General features: G+C 25.4%; 23 protein-coding genes and 1 other RNA gene. All 24 read left to right on the forward strand.

Annotation, left to right across the window (positions count from 1 at the left end; all coding sequences use genetic code 11):
* Window positions 1–15: 15 nt before the first annotated feature.
* The 24 genes from purN to miaB all read left to right on the forward strand — a co-directional run bounded on the left by purN (window position 16) and on the right by miaB (window position 19,432).
* Window positions 16–639 carry a phosphoribosylglycinamide formyltransferase gene (gene purN / locus WFJ11_RS03415; protein ID WP_338817712.1) on the forward strand — a complete coding sequence of 208 codons (624 nt, stop codon included), beginning with the start codon at window positions 16–18 and terminating at the stop codon, window positions 637–639.
* 1 nt (window position 640) lies between these two features.
* Window positions 641–2,170, forward strand: coding sequence for a bifunctional phosphoribosylaminoimidazolecarboxamide formyltransferase/IMP cyclohydrolase (gene purH / locus WFJ11_RS03420; protein WP_338817713.1), 1,530 nt, complete (start codon window positions 641–643; stop codon window positions 2,168–2,170).
* 9 nt (window positions 2,171–2,179) lie between these two features.
* Window positions 2,180–3,421 carry a phosphoribosylamine--glycine ligase gene (gene purD / locus WFJ11_RS03425; protein ID WP_338817714.1) on the forward strand — a complete coding sequence of 414 codons (1,242 nt, stop codon included), beginning with the start codon at window positions 2,180–2,182 and terminating at the stop codon, window positions 3,419–3,421.
* Between the two features lie 133 nt (window positions 3,422–3,554).
* A complete protein-coding gene (rpsF, locus tag WFJ11_RS03430) occupies window positions 3,555–3,839 on the forward strand; it encodes a 30S ribosomal protein S6 (RefSeq protein WP_009372299.1) in 285 nt (94 codons plus the stop codon).
* A 12-nt stretch (window positions 3,840–3,851) separates the two neighbouring features.
* A complete protein-coding gene (locus tag WFJ11_RS03435; RefSeq protein ID WP_009372453.1) occupies window positions 3,852–4,304 on the forward strand; it encodes a single-stranded DNA-binding protein in 453 nt (150 codons plus the stop codon).
* 20 nt (window positions 4,305–4,324) lie between these two features.
* Complete coding sequence (rpsR, locus tag WFJ11_RS03440; RefSeq protein WP_004833472.1) at window positions 4,325–4,549, forward strand: 30S ribosomal protein S18; 225 nt, start codon at window positions 4,325–4,327, stop codon at window positions 4,547–4,549.
* 71 nt (window positions 4,550–4,620) lie between these two features.
* Window positions 4,621–5,040, forward strand: a complete 420-nt coding sequence (locus WFJ11_RS03445; RefSeq protein WP_338817715.1) for a hypothetical protein — start codon at window positions 4,621–4,623, stop codon at window positions 5,038–5,040.
* Between the two features lie 408 nt (window positions 5,041–5,448).
* Window positions 5,449–5,988, forward strand: a complete 540-nt coding sequence (rsmD, locus tag WFJ11_RS03450; RefSeq protein WP_293440871.1) for a 16S rRNA (guanine(966)-N(2))-methyltransferase RsmD — start codon at window positions 5,449–5,451, stop codon at window positions 5,986–5,988.
* Window positions 5,989–5,993: 5 nt separating this feature from the next.
* Window positions 5,994–6,473 (forward strand): pantetheine-phosphate adenylyltransferase, encoded by a 480-nt coding sequence (gene coaD / locus WFJ11_RS03455; protein ID WP_338817716.1) that lies wholly within the window; start codon window positions 5,994–5,996, stop codon window positions 6,471–6,473.
* Window positions 6,473–6,946 (forward strand): hypothetical protein, encoded by a 474-nt coding sequence (locus WFJ11_RS03460; protein ID WP_009354249.1) that lies wholly within the window; start codon window positions 6,473–6,475, stop codon window positions 6,944–6,946. Before coaD ends, WFJ11_RS03460 begins: the two co-directional genes overlap by 1 nt.
* A gap of 12 nt (window positions 6,947–6,958) precedes the next feature.
* Window positions 6,959–7,927, forward strand: coding sequence for a PhoH family protein (locus WFJ11_RS03465; protein ID WP_338817717.1), 969 nt, complete (start codon window positions 6,959–6,961; stop codon window positions 7,925–7,927).
* The gene (gene ybeY / locus WFJ11_RS03470; protein ID WP_338817718.1) at window positions 7,927–8,397 is read left to right on the forward strand and encodes an rRNA maturation RNase YbeY; all 471 of its coding nucleotides are present in this window, start codon (window positions 7,927–7,929) and stop codon (window positions 8,395–8,397) included. The genes WFJ11_RS03465 and ybeY overlap by 1 nt, the downstream gene beginning before the upstream one ends.
* Window positions 8,381–8,752: a diacylglycerol kinase gene (locus WFJ11_RS03475; protein ID WP_009372805.1), complete on the forward strand. Its 372-nt coding sequence runs from the start codon at window positions 8,381–8,383 to the stop codon at window positions 8,750–8,752. Before ybeY ends, WFJ11_RS03475 begins: the two co-directional genes overlap by 17 nt.
* Window positions 8,753–9,148 carry a cytidine deaminase gene (gene cdd, locus WFJ11_RS03480; protein WP_009372513.1) on the forward strand — a complete coding sequence of 132 codons (396 nt, stop codon included), beginning with the start codon at window positions 8,753–8,755 and terminating at the stop codon, window positions 9,146–9,148. It abuts the gene before it with no gap.
* A 1-nt stretch (window position 9,149) separates the two neighbouring features.
* The gene (gene era / locus WFJ11_RS03485) at window positions 9,150–10,046 is read left to right on the forward strand and encodes a GTPase Era (RefSeq protein WP_338817719.1); all 897 of its coding nucleotides are present in this window, start codon (window positions 9,150–9,152) and stop codon (window positions 10,044–10,046) included.
* Entirely contained in the window at window positions 10,027–10,725 is a 699-nt protein-coding gene (locus tag WFJ11_RS03490; protein ID WP_338817720.1) for a DNA recombination protein RecO, read from the forward strand. The genes era and WFJ11_RS03490 overlap by 20 nt, the downstream gene beginning before the upstream one ends.
* 5 nt (window positions 10,726–10,730) lie before the next feature.
* The gene (gene dnaG, locus WFJ11_RS03495) at window positions 10,731–12,542 is read left to right on the forward strand and encodes a DNA primase (protein ID WP_338817721.1); all 1,812 of its coding nucleotides are present in this window, start codon (window positions 10,731–10,733) and stop codon (window positions 12,540–12,542) included.
* On the forward strand, window positions 12,535–13,683 hold the full coding sequence (rpoD, locus tag WFJ11_RS03500) for an RNA polymerase sigma factor RpoD (protein ID WP_009732753.1): 1,149 nt from the start codon (window positions 12,535–12,537) through the stop codon (window positions 13,681–13,683). Before dnaG ends, rpoD begins: the two co-directional genes overlap by 8 nt.
* 4 nt (window positions 13,684–13,687) lie before the next feature.
* On the forward strand, window positions 13,688–14,377 hold the full coding sequence (locus WFJ11_RS03505) for a class I SAM-dependent methyltransferase (protein ID WP_338817722.1): 690 nt from the start codon (window positions 13,688–13,690) through the stop codon (window positions 14,375–14,377).
* Window positions 14,358–15,137 (forward strand): Nif3-like dinuclear metal center hexameric protein, encoded by a 780-nt coding sequence (locus WFJ11_RS03510; RefSeq protein ID WP_338817723.1) that lies wholly within the window; start codon window positions 14,358–14,360, stop codon window positions 15,135–15,137. Before WFJ11_RS03505 ends, WFJ11_RS03510 begins: the two co-directional genes overlap by 20 nt.
* A 6-nt stretch (window positions 15,138–15,143) precedes the next feature.
* Window positions 15,144–15,476, forward strand: an RNA gene (rnpB, locus tag WFJ11_RS03515) — RNase P RNA component class A.
* A 62-nt stretch (window positions 15,477–15,538) separates the two neighbouring features.
* Complete coding sequence (gene rnr / locus WFJ11_RS03520; RefSeq protein ID WP_338817724.1) at window positions 15,539–17,632, forward strand: ribonuclease R; 2,094 nt, start codon at window positions 15,539–15,541, stop codon at window positions 17,630–17,632.
* A gap of 4 nt (window positions 17,633–17,636) precedes the next feature.
* On the forward strand, window positions 17,637–18,104 hold the full coding sequence (gene smpB, locus WFJ11_RS03525) for an SsrA-binding protein SmpB (protein WP_338817725.1): 468 nt from the start codon (window positions 17,637–17,639) through the stop codon (window positions 18,102–18,104).
* Window positions 18,105–18,115: 11 nt separating this feature from the next.
* On the forward strand, window positions 18,116–19,432 hold the full coding sequence (miaB, locus tag WFJ11_RS03530; protein ID WP_338817726.1) for a tRNA (N6-isopentenyl adenosine(37)-C2)-methylthiotransferase MiaB: 1,317 nt from the start codon (window positions 18,116–18,118) through the stop codon (window positions 19,430–19,432).
* The last annotated feature ends 5 nt before the right edge of the window (window positions 19,433–19,437 follow it).

Genomic DNA, 19,437 nt, shown 5'->3' on the forward strand with positions numbered 1-19,437 from the left:
TAGGAAAGGTAAATTATGTTGAATATAGCTGTTTTTATTTCTGGTGGAGGAACAAATTTACAAGCCATAATTGATGCTGTTAAAGAAAATAAAATTAATGGAAAGATTAAATTGGTTTTTTCAAACAGAAAAAATGCTTATGGACTTATAAGAGCACAAAATGAAAGTATCGATACATTTTATTTGAATAGAAAGAAATTTTTTTGTAATGAAGAATATGATGAAAGAATACTTGAAGAGCTAGAAAGAAGAAATATTGATTTGATTGTACTTGCGGGTTATTTGAATATTTTATCTTCAAAGTTTGTTTCGAAGTATTCTAATAGAATTATAAATATTCACCCATCTTTAATTCCTTCTTTTTGTGGAGACGGGTTTTATGGAGAAAATGTTCATAAAGCAGTTATAAAATCAGGTGTCAAATTTACTGGAGCTACAACACATTTTGTTGATGAAAAAGTAGATACCGGAGCCATAATCTTGCAAGATGTTGTTCCTGTTTATATAAATGATGACTTTGAAACTGTTGCTAAAAGAGTTTTAGAAATAGAACATGAAATATTGGTGAAGACAGTAAAGGCATTTTGTGATAATAAGATTGTTTTTAAAGATAATAGAGCATTCATAGTGGAGGAATAAGATGTCAAAAAGAGTGTTAATAAGTGTTTTTGAAAAAGAAAATATTGTTGAATTTGCAAATGAACTTGTAAAATTAGGATGGGAAATTATTTCAACCGGTGGAACTTATAAAATTTTAAAGGAAAGTGGACTTAATGTTATTGAAGTTGATGAAGTAACTAATTTTAAAGAAATTTTAAATGGTCGTGTTAAGACTTTACATCCTTATATTCATGGTGGAATTTTATATAAACGTAATGAACAAAATCATGTTGAAACAGTTGAAAATCTTGGTATTTCTTCAATAGATATGGTTGTAAACAATTTATATCCTTTTGAAAAAGTTTTAAATAGTGATAATAAAACACATGAAGATTTAATTGAGAATATTGATATAGGTGGACCTTCTATGATTAGAGCTGCGGCTAAAAACTATAATGACGTATCTATTGTTGTTGATCCTAAAGATTATTCTGAGATTATTGAAAGATTGAAGAAAGGTAAATTGGATAAAGATTTTAGATTATATCTATCTTGTAAGGCTTTTAATTATACTGCATATTATGATGCATTGATTTCATCTTATTTCAATGATTTATTAAATATTGATTTTCCTGAAAAACTAACAATGACTTATAAAAAAGTTAATAATTTAAGATATGGAGAAAATCCTCATCAAAATGCTTCTTTTTATGAAAAAGTTTATATTAAGGATGATGAAAAAACGGATTTTAAGCAATTACACGGAAAAGAATTGTCATATAATAATTTAACTGATATGTACTCAGCTATTAAAATTGTGAAAGAATTTGATGAACCTTGTGTAGTTGCAGTTAAACATAATAATCCTTGTGGACTTGCAATTTCAGATAATATTGATGATGCATATGATAAGGCTTATGCTTGTGATTCAGTTTCAATTTTTGGGGGAATTATAGCTCTAAATAGAGAAGTGACAAAATATATAGCAGAAAAGATAAATAGTTTTTTTGTAGAAATTGTAATTGCAAATAAATTTTCTAAAGAAGCCATTGAAATTTTAACTCAAAAGAAAAATATTAGATTAATTGAAGTAGGAAATATTTCAGATTTTAAACTTCCAAAAACAACAATAAAAGAAGTTTTAAATGGTATTGTTGTCCAAGACTATGATAATATTTTATTTAAAGAAGATTTAAAAGTTGTTACAAAGAGAAAACCGACTGAAGAAGAGTTAAAAAATTTAATTTTCGGTTTTAAAGCTTGTAAAACAGTTTGTTCAAATGGAATTGTAATTGTAAAAAATAATGCTACTATTGGAATAGGACAAGGAGAAGTTAGACGCTCTTGGGCAGTTGAAGAAGGATTAGAAAGAGCAAAAGAAAATTTAAAAGATGCAGTTTTAGCATCAGATGCATTTTTCTTCGAAGATACTGTCGAACTATTAAAAGAAAATGGAATTAAAGCAGTAATTCAACCGGGAGGTTCTATAAAGGACGAGAACGTAATAAAATTATGTGATGAATATGGAATAGCAATGGTATTTACATCTACAAGGCATTTTAGACATTAGGAGGAAGTTATGAAAGTTTTAGTTATTGGTAATGGTGGAAGAGAAGACGCTATTTGTAAAAAAATATCTGAAAGTAATAAATGTACTGAACTCTTTTGTTCAAAGGGTAATGCAGGAACTCTTAGATATGCTAAAAATGTCGAATTGAATAGTAATGAAGAAATTTTTGAGTTTTCAAAGAACAATAATATTGATTTAGTAGTTATAGGACCTGAAGCTCCACTTTGTGAAGGTATTGTTGATTTGTTTAAATGTAGTAATATAAAAGTTTTTGGGGCAGATAAAAAAAGCGCAAGACTTGAGGGTAGTAAAGACTTCGCAAAAAAATTTATGAAAAAATATGATGTTCCAACTGCAAGATATGAAACTATAAAATCAATAAAAGAAGGAAAAAAAGCTATTGAAAATTTTTCATATCCAATAGTTATAAAGGCTGATGGACTTTGTGCAGGAAAAGGTGTTAGAATTTGCAATACCAAAGAAGACGTTTTAGATTATTTCAAAGAACTTTTTGAAGATAAAATTTTTGGGAAAGAAGGGAGCACAGTTGTTATTGAAGAATTTTTGAGAGGAAAAGAAGCTTCTTTACTTTGTTTTGTATCTAAAGGAAATTTAATTCCTATGGAAAGTGCAAGAGACTATAAGAGAATTTTTGATAATGATGAAGGTGAAAATACAGGAGGTGTAGGCTGTTATTCGCCAAGTGAGTTATTTAATGAAGAATTAAAATTACAAATTGAAAAAATTTTAGAAAAAATTTCAAATGGATTAAAAAAAGAAAATTTAGAATATTCTGGTGTACTTTTTATTGGATTTATGATAGATGAAGATGCTAAAGTATTAGAATTTAATGTAAGATTTGGAGATCCTGAAACGGAAGTAGTTTTACCTAGAATGGAAAGTGATTTACTCTTAGCTATAGAAAAATCTTTAGATGGTAGTTTAGAAAGAGAAGATTTAAAGTGGAAAAAAGAAAAATGCCTAACAGTTATTTTAACTTCCAGAGGTTACCCTAAAAATTATGAAAAAGGAAAAGAAATAACAGGCATAGATTCTGTTGATAAGGATATTTATGTTTATCATAATAATACTAAGGTTAATGGAAATAAAATATTAACAGATGGAGGTAGAGTTTTGTCTATTACAGCACTTGGTAATAGCTATGATGAAATCAGAGAAAAAGTTTATAGAAATATTGAAAAAATATCATTTGAAACAAAACAATATAGAAAAGATATTGGAAAAATGTAATATTCTATAAATCTAAGTGAAGTGTATGTAATTTTTTACATAAAAACTTTACATATATTTTTTTGTGTGATATAATATATCAGTAAATCCTTGCTCAATAAAAAGAGCCAGAGACCATAAGGAGGTGAATGTAATGAGAAAATATGAAGGAGTTTTTATTTTTAAACCAAATCTAGAGGATGAAGTAAGAAATCAAGCTTTTGATAAGATTAAATCTGCTATAGAAGCTAATGGTAGTATTACTGAAATTAATGAATGGGGAAATAGAAAACTTGCTTATGAAATTAACTACATTAAAGAAGGATATTATATCATAGTTAATTTTGAAGCAGCAGCTGAAGTAGTTGCAGAAGTAGAAAGAAGATCAAGAATATCTGATGCTATCATTAGATATATGGTTGTTAAGCAAGAAGCTTAGTGGAGGAACTTTATGAATAGTGTAATTTTAATAGGTAGATTAATCAAGGATCCCGAATTAAGATATACTCAGACATCTAGTAGTAGTTATGCTAGATTTACCATTGCAGTAGATAAGGGAATGTCTAAAGAAAAAAAACAAGAATTAGAAGCTAAAGGTCAACAAACAGCTGATTTTATAAATATAGTTGTTTGGGGGAAACAAGCTGAAAATTGCCAAAAATATTTGCAAAAAGGTAGAAATGTAGCAATTCAAGGAAGACTTCAATCTGGAAGTTATACTGCTCAAGATGGAACTAGAAGATTTGTCACAGAAGTTTGGGCTGAAAGAGTTCAGTTTATTGACTGGGGTGATAGAGCTCAAAAACCTGCTGCAACACAAGGATTTGGTTCATTTGATACAGGAATGGATGACGGATTTGATTTACCTTTTCAAGATGCATCAGATGAAGAAATTCCATTTTAATTTTTAAAGGAGATAACAATATGCAAAGAAAATTTAGACCAAGAAAAAAAGTTGTTGCATATTTCTCAGATAACAGTAAACCACTTGATTATAAAGATGTAAATACTCTAAAAAAATTTATTAGTGAAAGAGGTAAAATTTTACCAAGAAGAGTGACTGGTGCTACTGCTAAACAACAAAGAGAAATCACAGCAGCTATTAAAAAAGCTAGACAAGTTGCGTTATTACCATATAGTGCAGAATAGTTTGTAACCAACGGGAGAGAAATCTCCCTTTTTTAGTTTGATAATAGCTTTTAAAATTATTAGGAGATAGTATGAATACTAAAAAAAGAAATTTATTTATTTTTGCTGGATTATTGTGGCTATTTGCTGGAATAATGGTTATGAATGTTGGAATACCATTTTTAATAAATGATGATAAAATGTTTATATTTGGGGTGCTAGGTGCAATAGCAATATTTTTAATATTTTATATAATGATATTCTCTAAATATGTACATAAACATAAAAATAGGATTTTAAAAGATAAAAGAGAACAAATGAAAATTTGGGAGTTTTTTGATAAATCAAGTTATATTTTAATGCTTTTTATGATGACTTTTGGAACAGCATTAAGATTTAGTGGATTTTTACCGAATTTTTTCTTTGAATTTTTCTATTCTGGATTAGGATTCGCATTATCTTTAAGTGGAGTTTCATTTTTGATATTAGCATTTAAATATTATAATTTTTAAATATTCATCTTTAACTGAGTATAATATATGATATTAATATTAAAAATTTGCTTAGTTATTAGCGAAACAATCACAAAAACAAGTAGTTTTTGTGATTGTTTCCTTTTTTATATAATTTAATTATGATTTTATAAAATGATACTAGTATTCACTAGAATTTTAATTAAATACCTGTTATAAAAAAATTTTTAGACATAATATTCTAGATTAAGTATATTAATAAATAGTATATTATAATTTTATTTGTATAACATTATTTCTAAAATATTAAATGTTAATTTAAATTTTGAATAAAATATTGATAATTTAATAGTTTTATGATACAATTTATTATGAATATATTTGAGTAGATTATATTTTTTCTTTTACAAATATTATAACTAAAAATATTATTATTAAGGTAAAAAAATGAGAATTATATCGGGTGAAAAGAGAGGATTAAAATTATTATCGCCTATAGATTATAGAGTAAGACCAACTACTGATAAAATTAAGGAATCTATTTTTAATATTCTATCAGAAATAGATGAAAATTCAATAGTTTTGGATTTATTTTGTGGTAGTGGTGCTATTGGCATAGAATTTATTAGTAGAGGGGCCAAAAAAGTATATTTTTGTGATTTTTCAAATGATAGTATTAAAGTTACTAAAAAAAATATAGAAAGTACTAATTTTGTAGAAAAATCAGTTATTATAAAAAATGATTATATGGAATGTTTAAAATATTTTTTCAAAAATAACTTAAAATTTGATTATATTTTCCTAGATCCTCCATATAAAAATAATTATATTGAAAATACATTGGAATTTATATGGGATAATAATATTTTAAATGAAAATGGAATAATTATATTAGAGACGGATAAAAACATAATAATAAAAAATTTTATTCCAATAAAAGAAAAAAAATACTCTAAGATAAGAGTAATATTTCTAGAAAGGAAATAATATAAATGAAAGTAGTTTTTCCGGGTAGTTTAGATCCTTTAACTATTGGACATAAGAAAATTATTTTAAAAGCCTTAGATGTTTTTGGCTCTATAAATGTTGTGGTTTTAAATAATATAAATAAAAAATCTCTTTTATCACTTGAAGAAAGAAAAGATGTTATTTCAAATGTATTTAAGGAATATACAAATATTAGTGTTGATGTTTACTGTGGTTTATTGAGCGATTATATTATGCATAATGATATCAATATTATTGTAAGGGGTGTTAGAAATACTTTAGATTTTGAATCTGAAAAGATTAATGCTAAAGTAAATCAAGAGCTTTGTGGGGTGCAAACAATTTTATTCTTTTCTGAATCTTCAGAAGAACATATTAGTTCAAGTGTTGTTAAAGATATATTCTTTAATGGTGGAAATATTGAACCATATGTAGATAAGATTGTTTTAGATATATTAAATAAAAAATTTAGGAGGAATGGATAATGGAAATTTTAGAATTAATTGATCGTATTGAAGATTTGGTGGAAGAAAGTTCAAGTTTACCTTTTTCAAAGAAAGTTATGGTTGATTCAGAGGCTTTGTTTTTCATTTTAAAAGAAATGAGAGAAAATATTCCTGAAGAAATTAAACAAGCAGAATGGGTTAATGTTGAAAAAGATAGGATTTTAAATGATGCTACAAAAGATGCAAATCAAATTTTAGAACAAGCAAATAAAGAAGCATCTAATATAAAAACAGCTGCTGAATTAAAATGTCAACAAATGATTAACGAAAGTGATGTTGTTGTAGCTGCCGAAAGTAAAGCAAATGATATTTTATTAAATGCCGAACAAAATGCAAAAACTATTAAAATGCAAACTAATACTTATGTTGATGATGTTTTATCTAAAACTCAAGAGAAATTAAGAGATATAATAACTGTTTTAGATAATAACAGAAGTGAAATTAGAAAATAAATTGGAGAAATAATGAATAAAGTTACTGAAAATTTAATTTTAGATATTGAAGATATTAGAAATTTATTTGGAAATTTAGATTCTAATATAGATTATATTTCTAAAAAATTTGACGTTTCTATAAAAAATAGTGATGAAGGTTTATCTATAACTGGAGAAGAAAAAATGGTTTTATTATGTATTAAAACCATTGAGTTTTTAGTTAAAGATAAATCACCGGAAAGTATGGATAAGCAAAAAATTTCTTATGTAATTGAGAAAGTAAAAAGTGAAAATAAGGAAATTCTAAAAGATTGGTTAGATTATGTTATTTGTATAAATGCAAAGTTAAAACCTATTAAGCCTAAAACTATAGGTCAAAGGAAATATATATCTGCAATAGAAGAGAACATAATTACTTTTGGTATAGGCCCAGCAGGAACTGGAAAAACTTTTTTAGCTATTGCAATGGCTGCTAAAGCTTTAAAGAATAATTCTGTATCAAAAATTATTTTAACAAGACCTGCTGTTGAAGCTGGGGAAAATTTAGGCTTTTTACCTGGTGATTTACAAGAAAAAATTGATCCATATTTAAGACCTTTGTATGACTCATTGTATAATATTTTAGGATATGATAATTTTCTTAGATTAAAAGAAAAAGGTATTATTGAAGTGGCACCTTTGGCTTATATGAGAGGAAGAACATTGGATGATGCCTTTATAATTCTTGATGAAGCTCAAAACGCTACGAATGAACAAATGAAGATGTTTTTAACCAGAATAGGATTTGAGTCTAAGGCTGTTATTACCGGGGATATTACTCAGATTGACTTAGGAAGAAGAAAAAATTCAGGTCTTGTTTCAGTAAGTAAAATCTTGAATGATATTAATGGAATAAATTTTAATTATTTTGATAGTTCTGATGTTGTAAGACATAGTATTGTTATGAAAATAATTGATGCTTATACTAAATATGAAGATAATTTAGTGGAGAAAAAATAATGAATGTTCTTTTTGATAATAGACAAGATGCTTTTGATGTGTCTGAAAATCTCAAAGAAAAAATAGTTGAATGTATTGAAACCGCTTTAAAAGTTGAAAAAATTGAAATAAATAACATTGAAGTTTCTGTATCATTTGTTACAAATGAAGAAATAAAAAATATAAATCTTGAGTTTAGGAATATTGATAAAGAAACGGATGTGCTTTCTTTTCCGATGGATTTTGAATTTTCAGAAGAAGGAATGCCTTATATTTTAGGAGATATTATTATTTCCACAGAAAAATCTATAGAACAAGCAAAAATGTTTGGTCATAGTATTGATAGAGAGATATTATATCTAGTTTGTCATTCGGTCTTTCATTTACTTGGGTATGACCACATTGAAGAATCAGACAAATTAGTTATGAGAAATAAGGAAAAAGAGACTATGAAATTGATGGAAGTTTTTAAAAATGAAGAAGAATTCTAATTTTTTTGAAAGTTTTCTTTGTGCTTTCAGAGGAATAATATATATTTTTAAAACAGAGAGGAATTTTAGATTTCATATTGTATTTTCTTTGTTAGTATTGTTGAGTTCTTTAGCTTTAAATTTATCTTATGTTGAATTATCTGTAATATTGATTATGATAGCAGTTGTTTTGACTTTAGAAATTATTAATACTATCATTGAAAATATTATGGATTTTTTATGTAAAAATTATAATTTTAAGGTTAAAATTATAAAGGATATGGCATCAGGAGCAGTTTTAGTTTCAGCTTTTATTTCTGTAATAGTTGGTTATTTAATATTTGTTCCAAAAATATTAGTTATAATTGGTGGTTAAATGAATATTTATGAAAAAATGATAGATTGTGCTTTAGATAGTCAAAAAAAAGCTTATACACCATATTCAAATTTTAAAGTAGGAGCTTGTGTATTAACTGATTCAGGTAAATTATATGGAGGATGTAATATAGAAAATGCATCATATACTCCTACAGTTTGTGCAGAAAGAGTAGCTATATTTAAAGCAATATATGATGGAGAGAAAATGATTACAAAAATAGCAGTTGTTGGGAAAGAAAATTCTTTAACATATCCTTGTGGAGTCTGTAGACAGGTTATAAGAGAATTTTGTTCTAATGATTGTGAGATAATTATAATAAAAAATGAACAAGAATATAAGATAGTAAAATTTTCAGAAATTTTACCTTATAGTTTTGGACCAGAGGATTTGTAATATGGATGATATAAAATCAGGATTTGTTACAATTGTTGGTAGATCAAATGTTGGTAAATCAACATTATTAAATAGAATAATTGGAGAGAAAATTTCGATTATATCTAACAAGTCACAAACTACTAGGTCTAATTTAAAATTAATATATAATTCTTTAGATTCTCAAATTATATTTCTGGATACTCCAGGTATTCAAAATCCAAAAAATAAATTGGGAGAATTTATGCTTAAAGAAGCTAGAAGTTCTCTTAAGGATGTAGATTTAATTCTATATATGGTTGATGTTAATTTTGATATTGGAGAATTGGATAATTTAATAATAGATATGTTAAAGAAGATAAATCTTCCAAAACTATGTATTATTAATAAAATAGATACATTAAATGTAGATGAGATTTCTAAACTTATTTCAAAGTATGAAGATATGAATTTGTTTGATAAAATTATTCCAATATCCGCTTCAGAAGGAACTAATGTATATAATTTAATAGATAGTATAAAATCTTATTTACCTTATGGACCTAAATATTACTCAGATGATATGATTACTGATCAGTCCGAGAGGAAAATAGTAAGTGAAATAATAAGAGAAAATGCTCTTAATTTCTTAAGAGATGAAATTCCTCATGGAATTAATGTAATAATCGAAAAATTTTCAATAAGAAAAAATAAACCTATTATTGATATTGATGCAATAATTTGTGTTGAGAAAAAATCACACAAAGGTATGGTAATTGGTAAAAACGGAGATATGATATTAAAAATTGGAAAGTCTGCTAGAATAGATATAGAAAAGTTTTTAGATTCAAAAGTTAATTTAAAACTTTTTGTTAAAATTGATGACGATTGGAGAAACAAATCATTTAAGGTGAAAGAATTTGGATATTTTAGAAAATAGTATTTATAGTAATATAAATGGCTTTGTTATTTCAGAAAATGCCTATTTAAATAATGCTAAAATATTTAGAGTATATACTGATGAGTTTGGACTTATTTCAATTTATACAAAAAATATTGAAATGTATTTATCTATGTACTCTAATTATAGTTTTAAATTAAATTACAGAAATGAATTTTTCTATTGTAATGAATATGAGTTGTTAGAATTTATTTCTTTTAAATCTAAGGAACATATATTATTTTTGAACATTCTTTCAGAAATTATTTTAAAGACTAGTGTATCTGAATTTAAAAATACAGAAGTTTATGATCTAATAAAAGAGGTGTTAATAACTAAGCAAATAGATTATAAAATAATATTAAGTTATTTTATTCTTAAATATTTGATTTTTAATGGATATCATATATTATTTGATTGCGATAAAAATATAAAAAAATACAATTTTGATATTTCAGAATTAATTATAAATTCAAATCTAAAATATAATTATAAGTACAATTATATAATTGATGAAAATGAATATAATTATATTTATTTTCTTTATAATTCTAAAAAATTAGAAAATATTATTCTAAATAATATTAATATGAATTTTTCAAGAATTCTTGGAATATTAATAAATGCATTATGCTTAAATTTTAACATTTATCAATTGAAAAGTTTTAACATAAGGTGATAGAGATGTCTTATATAAAAAAGGAAAAAATTGAAGAAATTAAAGAAAAATCGGATATAATATCAGTTGTTAGTGACTATGTATCCTTAAAAAAAAGTGGAAGGTACTATATGGGAAATTGTCCTTTTCATAGTGAGAAAACACCTTCTTTTTTTCTTTATCCAGAAACGAATACTTTTCATTGCTTTGGATGTGGTAAACATGGTGATAGCATTTCCTTTATTATGGAAATAGATTCATTAGATTATGTTAGTACTCTAAAAAAGTTAGCTGAAAAGTTCGGGATTGAATTAGAATATGAAAACTCTTTTAATGTTAGTAATAAAATAAACCTTGATAAATATTATGAAATAAACGAATTTGCAGCTAGGTTTTATTATAAAAGTATGATGGAAAATTCTATTCCTAAACAATATTTATCAAAAAGAGGTATTAATCAAAAATCAATTAATCTTTTTTTTATTGGCTATGCAGATGAAAATTGGAAATCTTTTTATAATGAACTAAAACTAAAAAAAATGGATATTAAAATTGCTGAAGAGTTAGGATTGATAATAAAAACTAAAACTGGCGATTATATTGATAGGTTTAGGAATAGGATTATGTTTCCTATTTTAAATACAAGCAAAAAAATTATAGGTTTTGGTGGAAGAACTATTGTGGATGATAGTGCTAAATATTTAAATTCTCCTGAAAGTGTTGTATTTAAAAAAGGAGATAATATATATGCACTTGATAAAATAATCGAAAATAATATTAGAAATAAAGTCTTAATTGTTGAAGGATATATGGATGTAATATCTTTGTATCAAAGTGGTATAAATTACGTTGTTGCAGGACTTGGAACGGCATTTACTGAAAGTCAAGCAAGACTTATTAAAAGATATTTTAGAAATAATGTATATTTATGTTATGATGGTGATAATGCAGGCGTAAGTGCAACAGAAAAAACAAATTTCGTATTTAATGAAATTTCTGTAAAACCTAATATAATTATGCTTCCAGATAAATTAGATCCAGATGATTATATAAAAAAATATGGATTGAATGAATTTAATAAGCTTTTAGAATCTCCATATGATATTAATGGTTTTAACTATGAAATATTGAAAAAAAACAAAAAAAATTCTAATTCAATTACTGATAATTCAATTTTTTACGATTCAATATTAGACTTTTTAGTTAAGATTGATACTAATATATTAAGAGATTTATATATAAATAAAATTTCTAATGAATTTGGGTTAGATAGTAATTCGCTTAAAGAAGACTTTTTAAACTATGATAAAAAAGAAAAAGTAGTTGAAAAAAAGTATGAAGAAGTTGAAATAAATTATAAAACAGAGAATTTATTGCTAAATTCTGACAAAAAAGTTTTAATATTGGGTATCATACTACTGATGAGATGTGAAAATAATGTACTGAAGATCATTAGTAAATTGGAAAAATTATCTAAGAATTCTAATTTGTTTGATATCTTTTGTTATGTAAAAAATAATGCTGAGAATAATATTATAACCGTTCCATCAGCATTAATTGATGAATTTAAGAATAGTATTAATAATTTAAAAATTGTTGAATATATAGTTAAGTGTTATAACGAAAAGATAAAATTATCAACATTAGATTATAATAGATTACTTGATATAACTATTTTAAATTTTGAGATTAGAAAAACAACTTTGAATATTGAAAAATTGAAACAAATGGATAAAACTAATAAAGACGTTATATCAAATTTGAATTACAATATCGAAAAGTTAATGGAGCTAAACAGGAATCTTAAAAATATTGAGAAAGGGGTTCATCATGAATAATAAATTAAATGATATTGAATATGATGAGGTAAAAATTCTAATAATAGAGGAACTTACAAAATATGCTAATGAACATGGTGGTTTTGTTAATAACAAGTATCTTGAATCTTTAGATTTATTTAATTTAATAGATATTGATGATATTGAAGAAATAAAAGCAAAATTAGCTGATAATCAAGTAGAGTTTATTGATGAAAGCGAAAACTTGGAGGATCTTGAAATTACTGATGATTTAATTGATTTAGAAGATGAAAAAGAAGATCCTGAAGATGAAGAAATTAAATTAGAAGATTTTTCTGACTTAAAAGGTTTTAATATTGACGATCCTGTTAAAATGTATTTAAAAGAAATTGGAAAAATACCTTTATTAAGTGCTGATGAAGAAAGAATTTTAGCAGAAAATATGGAAGCTGGAGATATTGAAGCTAAGAAAAAATTAGCAGAAACAAACTTAAGGCTTGTAGTGAGTATAGCTAAAAGATATGTTGGAAGAGGAATGCAATTTTTAGACTTGATTCAAGAGGGAAATATGGGTCTAATGAAAGCAGTTGAAAAATTTGATTTTAGAAGAGGTTTTAAATTTAGTACTTATGCTACTTGGTGGATAAGACAAGCAATTACTAGGTCTATAGCAGATCAAGCTAGAACTATAAGAATCCCAGTTCATATGGTTGAAACTATAAATAAATTAGTTAGAATTGAAAGACAATTAGTTCAAGAACTTGGAAGAGAACCAACAAACGAAGAAATTTCTGAACATATGGGAATTGAAGTCGAAAAGGTAAATGAAATAAGAAAAATTGCTCAGGAACCTGTAAGCTTAGAAACTCCTATAGGGGAAGAAGATGATAGTCATTTGGGAGATTTTATTGAAGATGAAACGGCAATTGCTCCAGATGAAGCAGCAAATTTTTCTATGTTAAAAGAACAATTAAATCAAGTTTTAAGTACTCTTTCAGATAGAGAGAAAAAAGTTTTAGAACTCAGATTTGGACTTAATGATGGTACACCTAGAACTTTAGAAGAGGTTGGGAAAGAATTTGAGGTTACAAGAGAAAGAATAAGACAGATTGAGGCTAAAGCACTTAGAAAATTAAAACATCCAAGCAGAAGCCAAAAATTAAAAGATTTCTTGGAATAGATATATGACTAGTTTAAGATTAAAAAAAATTTGCAATTTAGTTGATGAAAATTCAATTGTTGCAGATATAGGAACTGATCATGGAATAATACCTATAGAATTATCCAAAAATAATATATCAAAAAAAATTATTGCAACTGATATTAGTAAAAACTCCTTAGAGAAATTAGAACAAAAACTAATATATAATAGCAATATTGTAAATATTGAAACTAGAGTATCTGATGGTTTAGATTCCTTTGTTGAATTTGAAGTAGATACAATAATTGTATCTGGTATGGGTGGAATTCTAATTAAAGAAATTTTAGAAAAAAATTTAAATGTTGCAAAATCTGCAAATAGCTTAATTTTATCTCCAAATAATTCATTGGATGTTCTTAGAATGTTTTTATTGCATAATAATTTTGTTATAGAAAAAGAAGATGATGTACTAGAAAATAGAAAATATTATCAAATTTTGAAGGTAAAAAGAGGTAAAGATTACTACAGAAATGATTATGAATACCTATATGGAAAGTTACTTATAAAAAATAAATCTGAGAATTTGAAATTATTTTTAGAAAATGAGTTAAAAAAATATAGAGATATTAAAGATAAAATTAGTATACAAAGTAAAAATAATGAAAGAATCATAGAGATTACTAATTTAATTGATGAAATTAGAGGTATTTTAAATGAATTTAAAAGTAAGTGATTTAATTGATTTATTGGATTCTGAATATTCATTCTATTTACAAGAAGATTGGGACAATTCAGGTTTTCAGATTGGAAATCTCGAAGCTGAAATTAAAGGAATTTTAATAGCACTTGATATTACTATTGATTCAATTAATTATGCGGTATCAAATAATATTAATTGCATTATAACACATCATCCTTTATTTTTTGAAAAATTTCAATATTTAAATGTGAATTCTGAATATTATAAAAAGCTTGAACTATTAATGAATAATAAAATTAATGTAATTTCCATACATACACCTTTAGATATTCATCCAAATGGAGTAAACAAATATTTGGCAGATAAATGTTTGTTAAATAATCAAGAAGTTTTTGTTGATTATAAAGAGAATTATGGTTATGGAATAGTTGGAAACGTTGAAAATGATACATTTAAAAATTATCTTATAAAACTAAAAAATAATTTCGAAAATCCAATATTATATTTTGGTGATATTGAAAAAAGTATTTCAAAAGTTGCAGTATTAGGAGGATCTGGTGCATTTTCTATTAAAAATGCAGTTTTAAGGAAAGTAGATTTATTAATTAGTTCAGATTTTAAATATCACGATATTCAATTAGCTTTAGAAAATAATTTAAATATTATTGACTTAGGTCATTTTGAGTCAGAAATTTCAGGTTTGATTTCTTTAAAAGAATTTTTGATAAATAAAAATATTAATTTAAAGATGCTAGTTTATAGAGATAATATTTTTAAAAGAAATATATTTTAAGCTAATTAAGTAAAACAGGCAATCGCGTGATATAATCACGAGGAAAGTCCGTGCACCGCAGAGCAGGATGCTGGATAACGTCCAGTGGGGGCGACCCTAAGGCTAGTGCAACAGAGATATACCGCCATTTATAATGGTAAGGGTGGAAAGGTGAGGTAAGAGCTTACCAGCATATAGGAGACTATATGGCTATGTAAACCCCATTCGGTGCAAGATCAAGATTGAACTTTTGTAGTTGCTCGCTACGTTCATAGGTAGATTGCTTGAACAAATTGGTAACAATTTGTCTAGATAGATGATTGTCTAATACAGAACACGGCTTATAGTTTTGCTTAATATTTATAATTAAATATAAGGTATGACCTTATATTTTTTTACTTTTTACATATAAGGAGATTTTAATGAATTTAGAAAAACAATTATTAAATTTTATGAAAAAAAAGAATTATATTCCATTAACAAAGGAAGAACTTACTGTAGCTTTAAATATTTCATTTAATAATCTGAAGCAATTTTTTAAATTATTAGATTCTCTTGTTAATAACAGGAAAATATCATTAATTGATTATAAATATAGTATTTATCAAAAAAAAGAAATCTTAAAAGGGAAAATTTCTTTTACAACAAAAGGTAATGCGTTTTTCATTTCTGAGGATGATATTGATGATGTTTTTATTCCCAAAAAGGAATTAAATCACGCTAATCATAATGATGATGTTGAAATAGAAATAATAAAAGAAAAGGGAATAAATTCAAAAGCTGAGGGTAGAGTTATAAATGTCTTGAATAGAAATAGTAATTTAATTGTTGGCACTTTTACAGAAAATAAGAATTTTGGATTTGTGGTTCCTGATGATATTAAATGTAATTATGATATTTTTATTAAAAAAGGTGACAAAAACGGAGCAAAAACTGATGATAAGGTTGTGTGTAAATTAGTTGAATTTCCTGATAAGAAGCGTAACCCTGAAGGAGTTATTATTGAAGTAATAGGAAATAAAAATAATAAAAACACTCAAATTATTTCATTGTTAAAAGATATGGAAATACCTTATAAATTTTCAAATAAGATTAATAAAGAATTAGAAGAATTAACACAAATTGATATAAAAAAAGAAATTAAAAATAGAGTAGATTTTAGAAATTTATTTACGGTTACTATTGATGGAGCTGATGCAAAGGACTTTGATGATGCCATTTCTATAGATAAAAAAGGAAATGATTATATACTATATGTTCATATAGCAGATGTATCTCATTATGTAAAAAAAGACAGTAAGTTGGACAGAGAAGCCTATAAAAGAGGTAATAGTGTATATTTAATTGATTATGTTGTTCCCATGTTACCTGAAGTGCTTTCTAATAATCTTTGTTCTTTAAATCCTAATACTGATAAATTATCTATTACTGTAAAAATGATAATTGGAAAAAATGGTAATGTTAAAGAATATAAATTTTATGAATCCGTTATAAATAGCAATTATAGATTAGTTTATGATGATGTTACAAATTTTTTAGAAGGTAAAAAGCATTTTTATAATGATGAAACTTTAAAAGAAAAATTATTAGTTATGAAAGAATTAGATGAAATTTTAACTAATAAAAGAATAAATAGAGGAACTATAGACTTTAATTTTCCCGAAATTGCAATTACTTTTGGTAAAGATGGTAAAGTTGAAAATATAACCAAAAAAGAAAATGGACTAGCAAATAGAATAATAGAGTCATTTATGATTTGTGCTAACGAAGTTGTAGGTAAGCATTTTGGAGAACTTGATATACCGATTATATATAGAATACATTCTAAACCACCAGAAGATAAATTGGAAATTTTAAAGAATAATTTAAGTCGTTTAAATATAAAAATGAAACCAATAGATATGATTTCTTCAAAGTATTTAAGTGAAATAATAGATCAATTTAAAGATACAAATAAATCAGATTTTATAAATTATTCTATTTTAAGATCTATGACTAAGGCTAGATATTCTCCAAATATTGATGTACATTTTGGATTAGCAACATTTTTATATTGCCATTTTACTTCTCCTATAAGAAGATATGCAGATTTAACAGTTCATAGAACTTTAAAAAATTATTTACATTCAAATATTGAAATACCTAAAAATTATATAAGTTACTTAGATATAACTTCTAATCATATAAATGATACTGAAGTATTAGCTATTGATGCAGAAAGAAAGTTGGAAGATATCAAAAAAGTGGAATTTATGAAAAATAAAATAGGTCAAGTTTTTAGAGGAATTATCGTTTCAGTTACTTCATTTGGACTTTTTGTACAACTAGAAAATACTGTTGAAGGACTTGTCAAGTATGAGGACATTATGGATGATTACTATGAATTTGATGAACAAACATTAACTGCTATCGGTAGAAAAACAAAAGATGTATTTGATATAGGGATGGGAGTAGAAGTTATTGTTGCAAAAGTAAATGAAATAACTAATGAAATAAATTTTTATTTAAATAGGTGATATTATGAGAGATAAAACGACTGTAAAAACAATAGCTAATAATAAAAAAGCAAGACATGATTATTTTATAGAAGATATCTACGAAGTTGGAATTTCTTTATCAGGTACTGAAGTTAAAAGTATTAGACAGGGAAAAGTTTCTATTAAGGAGAGCTATTGTTCAATTAAGAATGGAGAAGTTTTTATTCTTGGAATGAATATAACACCATATGATCATGGTAATATTTATAATTTAGAGCCTACAAGGGAAAGAAAATTACTTTTAAATAAAAGAGAAATAAATAAATTAATTGGACAAACTAAAGAAAAAGGATATTCATTAATTCCTTTAAATGTTCATATTAAAAATGGATGGATAAAACTTGATATTGCACTCACTCGTGGTAAAAAAAATTATGATAAAAGAGACAGTATGCTTGAAAAAGAACACGAGAGAAAGATACAATATGCACTAAAAAACAAATATAAATAGAGGTGAATTTTTTGAGCAAAAAATATACAATTATAACTTATGGTTGTCAAATGAATCATCATGATTCAGAAAAAATATCATATTTATTAGAAACTTTAGGTTATACAAAAGAAAATGATTTAGAAAAATCTGATTTTATTATTTATAATACATGCTTAGTCAGAGAGAATGCAGAACTTAAAGTTTATGGACAACTTGGTGCTTTGAAAAATTTAAAAAGAAAGAAACCGGAAATGATTATAGCTGTTTGTGGTTGTATGATGCAAACAGGTGATGCAAGAGCTACTATAATTTCAAAGTATAAACATGTAGATATAATTTTTGGAACGAAAAATATCTCAAGATTGCCTTCTCTTATCGCAAGACATAGAAGTACCGGAGAAGTAATCGTAGATATTGAAGAGGAAGATATAATTGATGATGAAACTCCTATAAATAGAGAACATCCATTTATTGCTTATGTAAATATAATGACAGGTTGTAATAATTATTGTACTTTTTGTATAGTTCCTTATGCTAGAGGAAAAGAAATTAGTAGAACACCTGAAAGTATAATTAATGAAATAAAAGAATTAGCAAAAAAAGGATATAAAGAAATAACATTATTAGGTCAAAATGTAAATTCATATGGAAAAACATTAAGACCTAAAGTTACATTTCCAGAATTATTAAAAATGGTTAATGAGATAGATGGAATTGAAAGAATTAGATTCTTGACAAGTCATCCAAAAGACTGTTCTGATGAATTAATAGATGCTATGGCAAGTTTGGATAAAGTATGTGAAAATATTCATTTACCATTCCAGTCTGGTAGTAATAAGATATTAAAAGATATGCATAGAGTTTATACTAGAGAACATTATTTGGAATTAATCAGAAAATTAAAAGAGAAAGTACCTAATATTACTCTTTCTACTGATATAATTGTTGGATTCCCAGGGGAAACTGAAGAGGATTTTGAAGATACATTAAGCATGGTGGAAAAGGTTGGATATGACCAAGGATTTACTTTTCTATATTCTATAAGAAAAGGTACAAAAGCTGCTGAAATGCAAAATCAAATACCACATGAAGTAAAACAAGAAAGATTTCAGCGACTAATAGATTCTATGTATAAAATATTTTACGAAAAAAATAAAGAATGTTTAGGACAAACTCTTGAAGTGTTAGTCGAAGGAATTAGTAAAAATAATCCTGATATTCTTACAGGTAGAACAAGAGGTTATAAATTAGTACATTTTAAAGGTGGGAAAAGAAATATTGGACAATTAGTTAATGTTAAAATAACTGGACATAATTCATTCGCACTTGAAGGGGAGATAGTTTAGTAAGG

Origin of the sequence: Parvimonas micra, assembly GCF_037482165.1 — a bacterium.
Classification (GTDB): domain Bacteria; phylum Bacillota; class Clostridia; order Tissierellales; family Peptoniphilaceae; genus Parvimonas.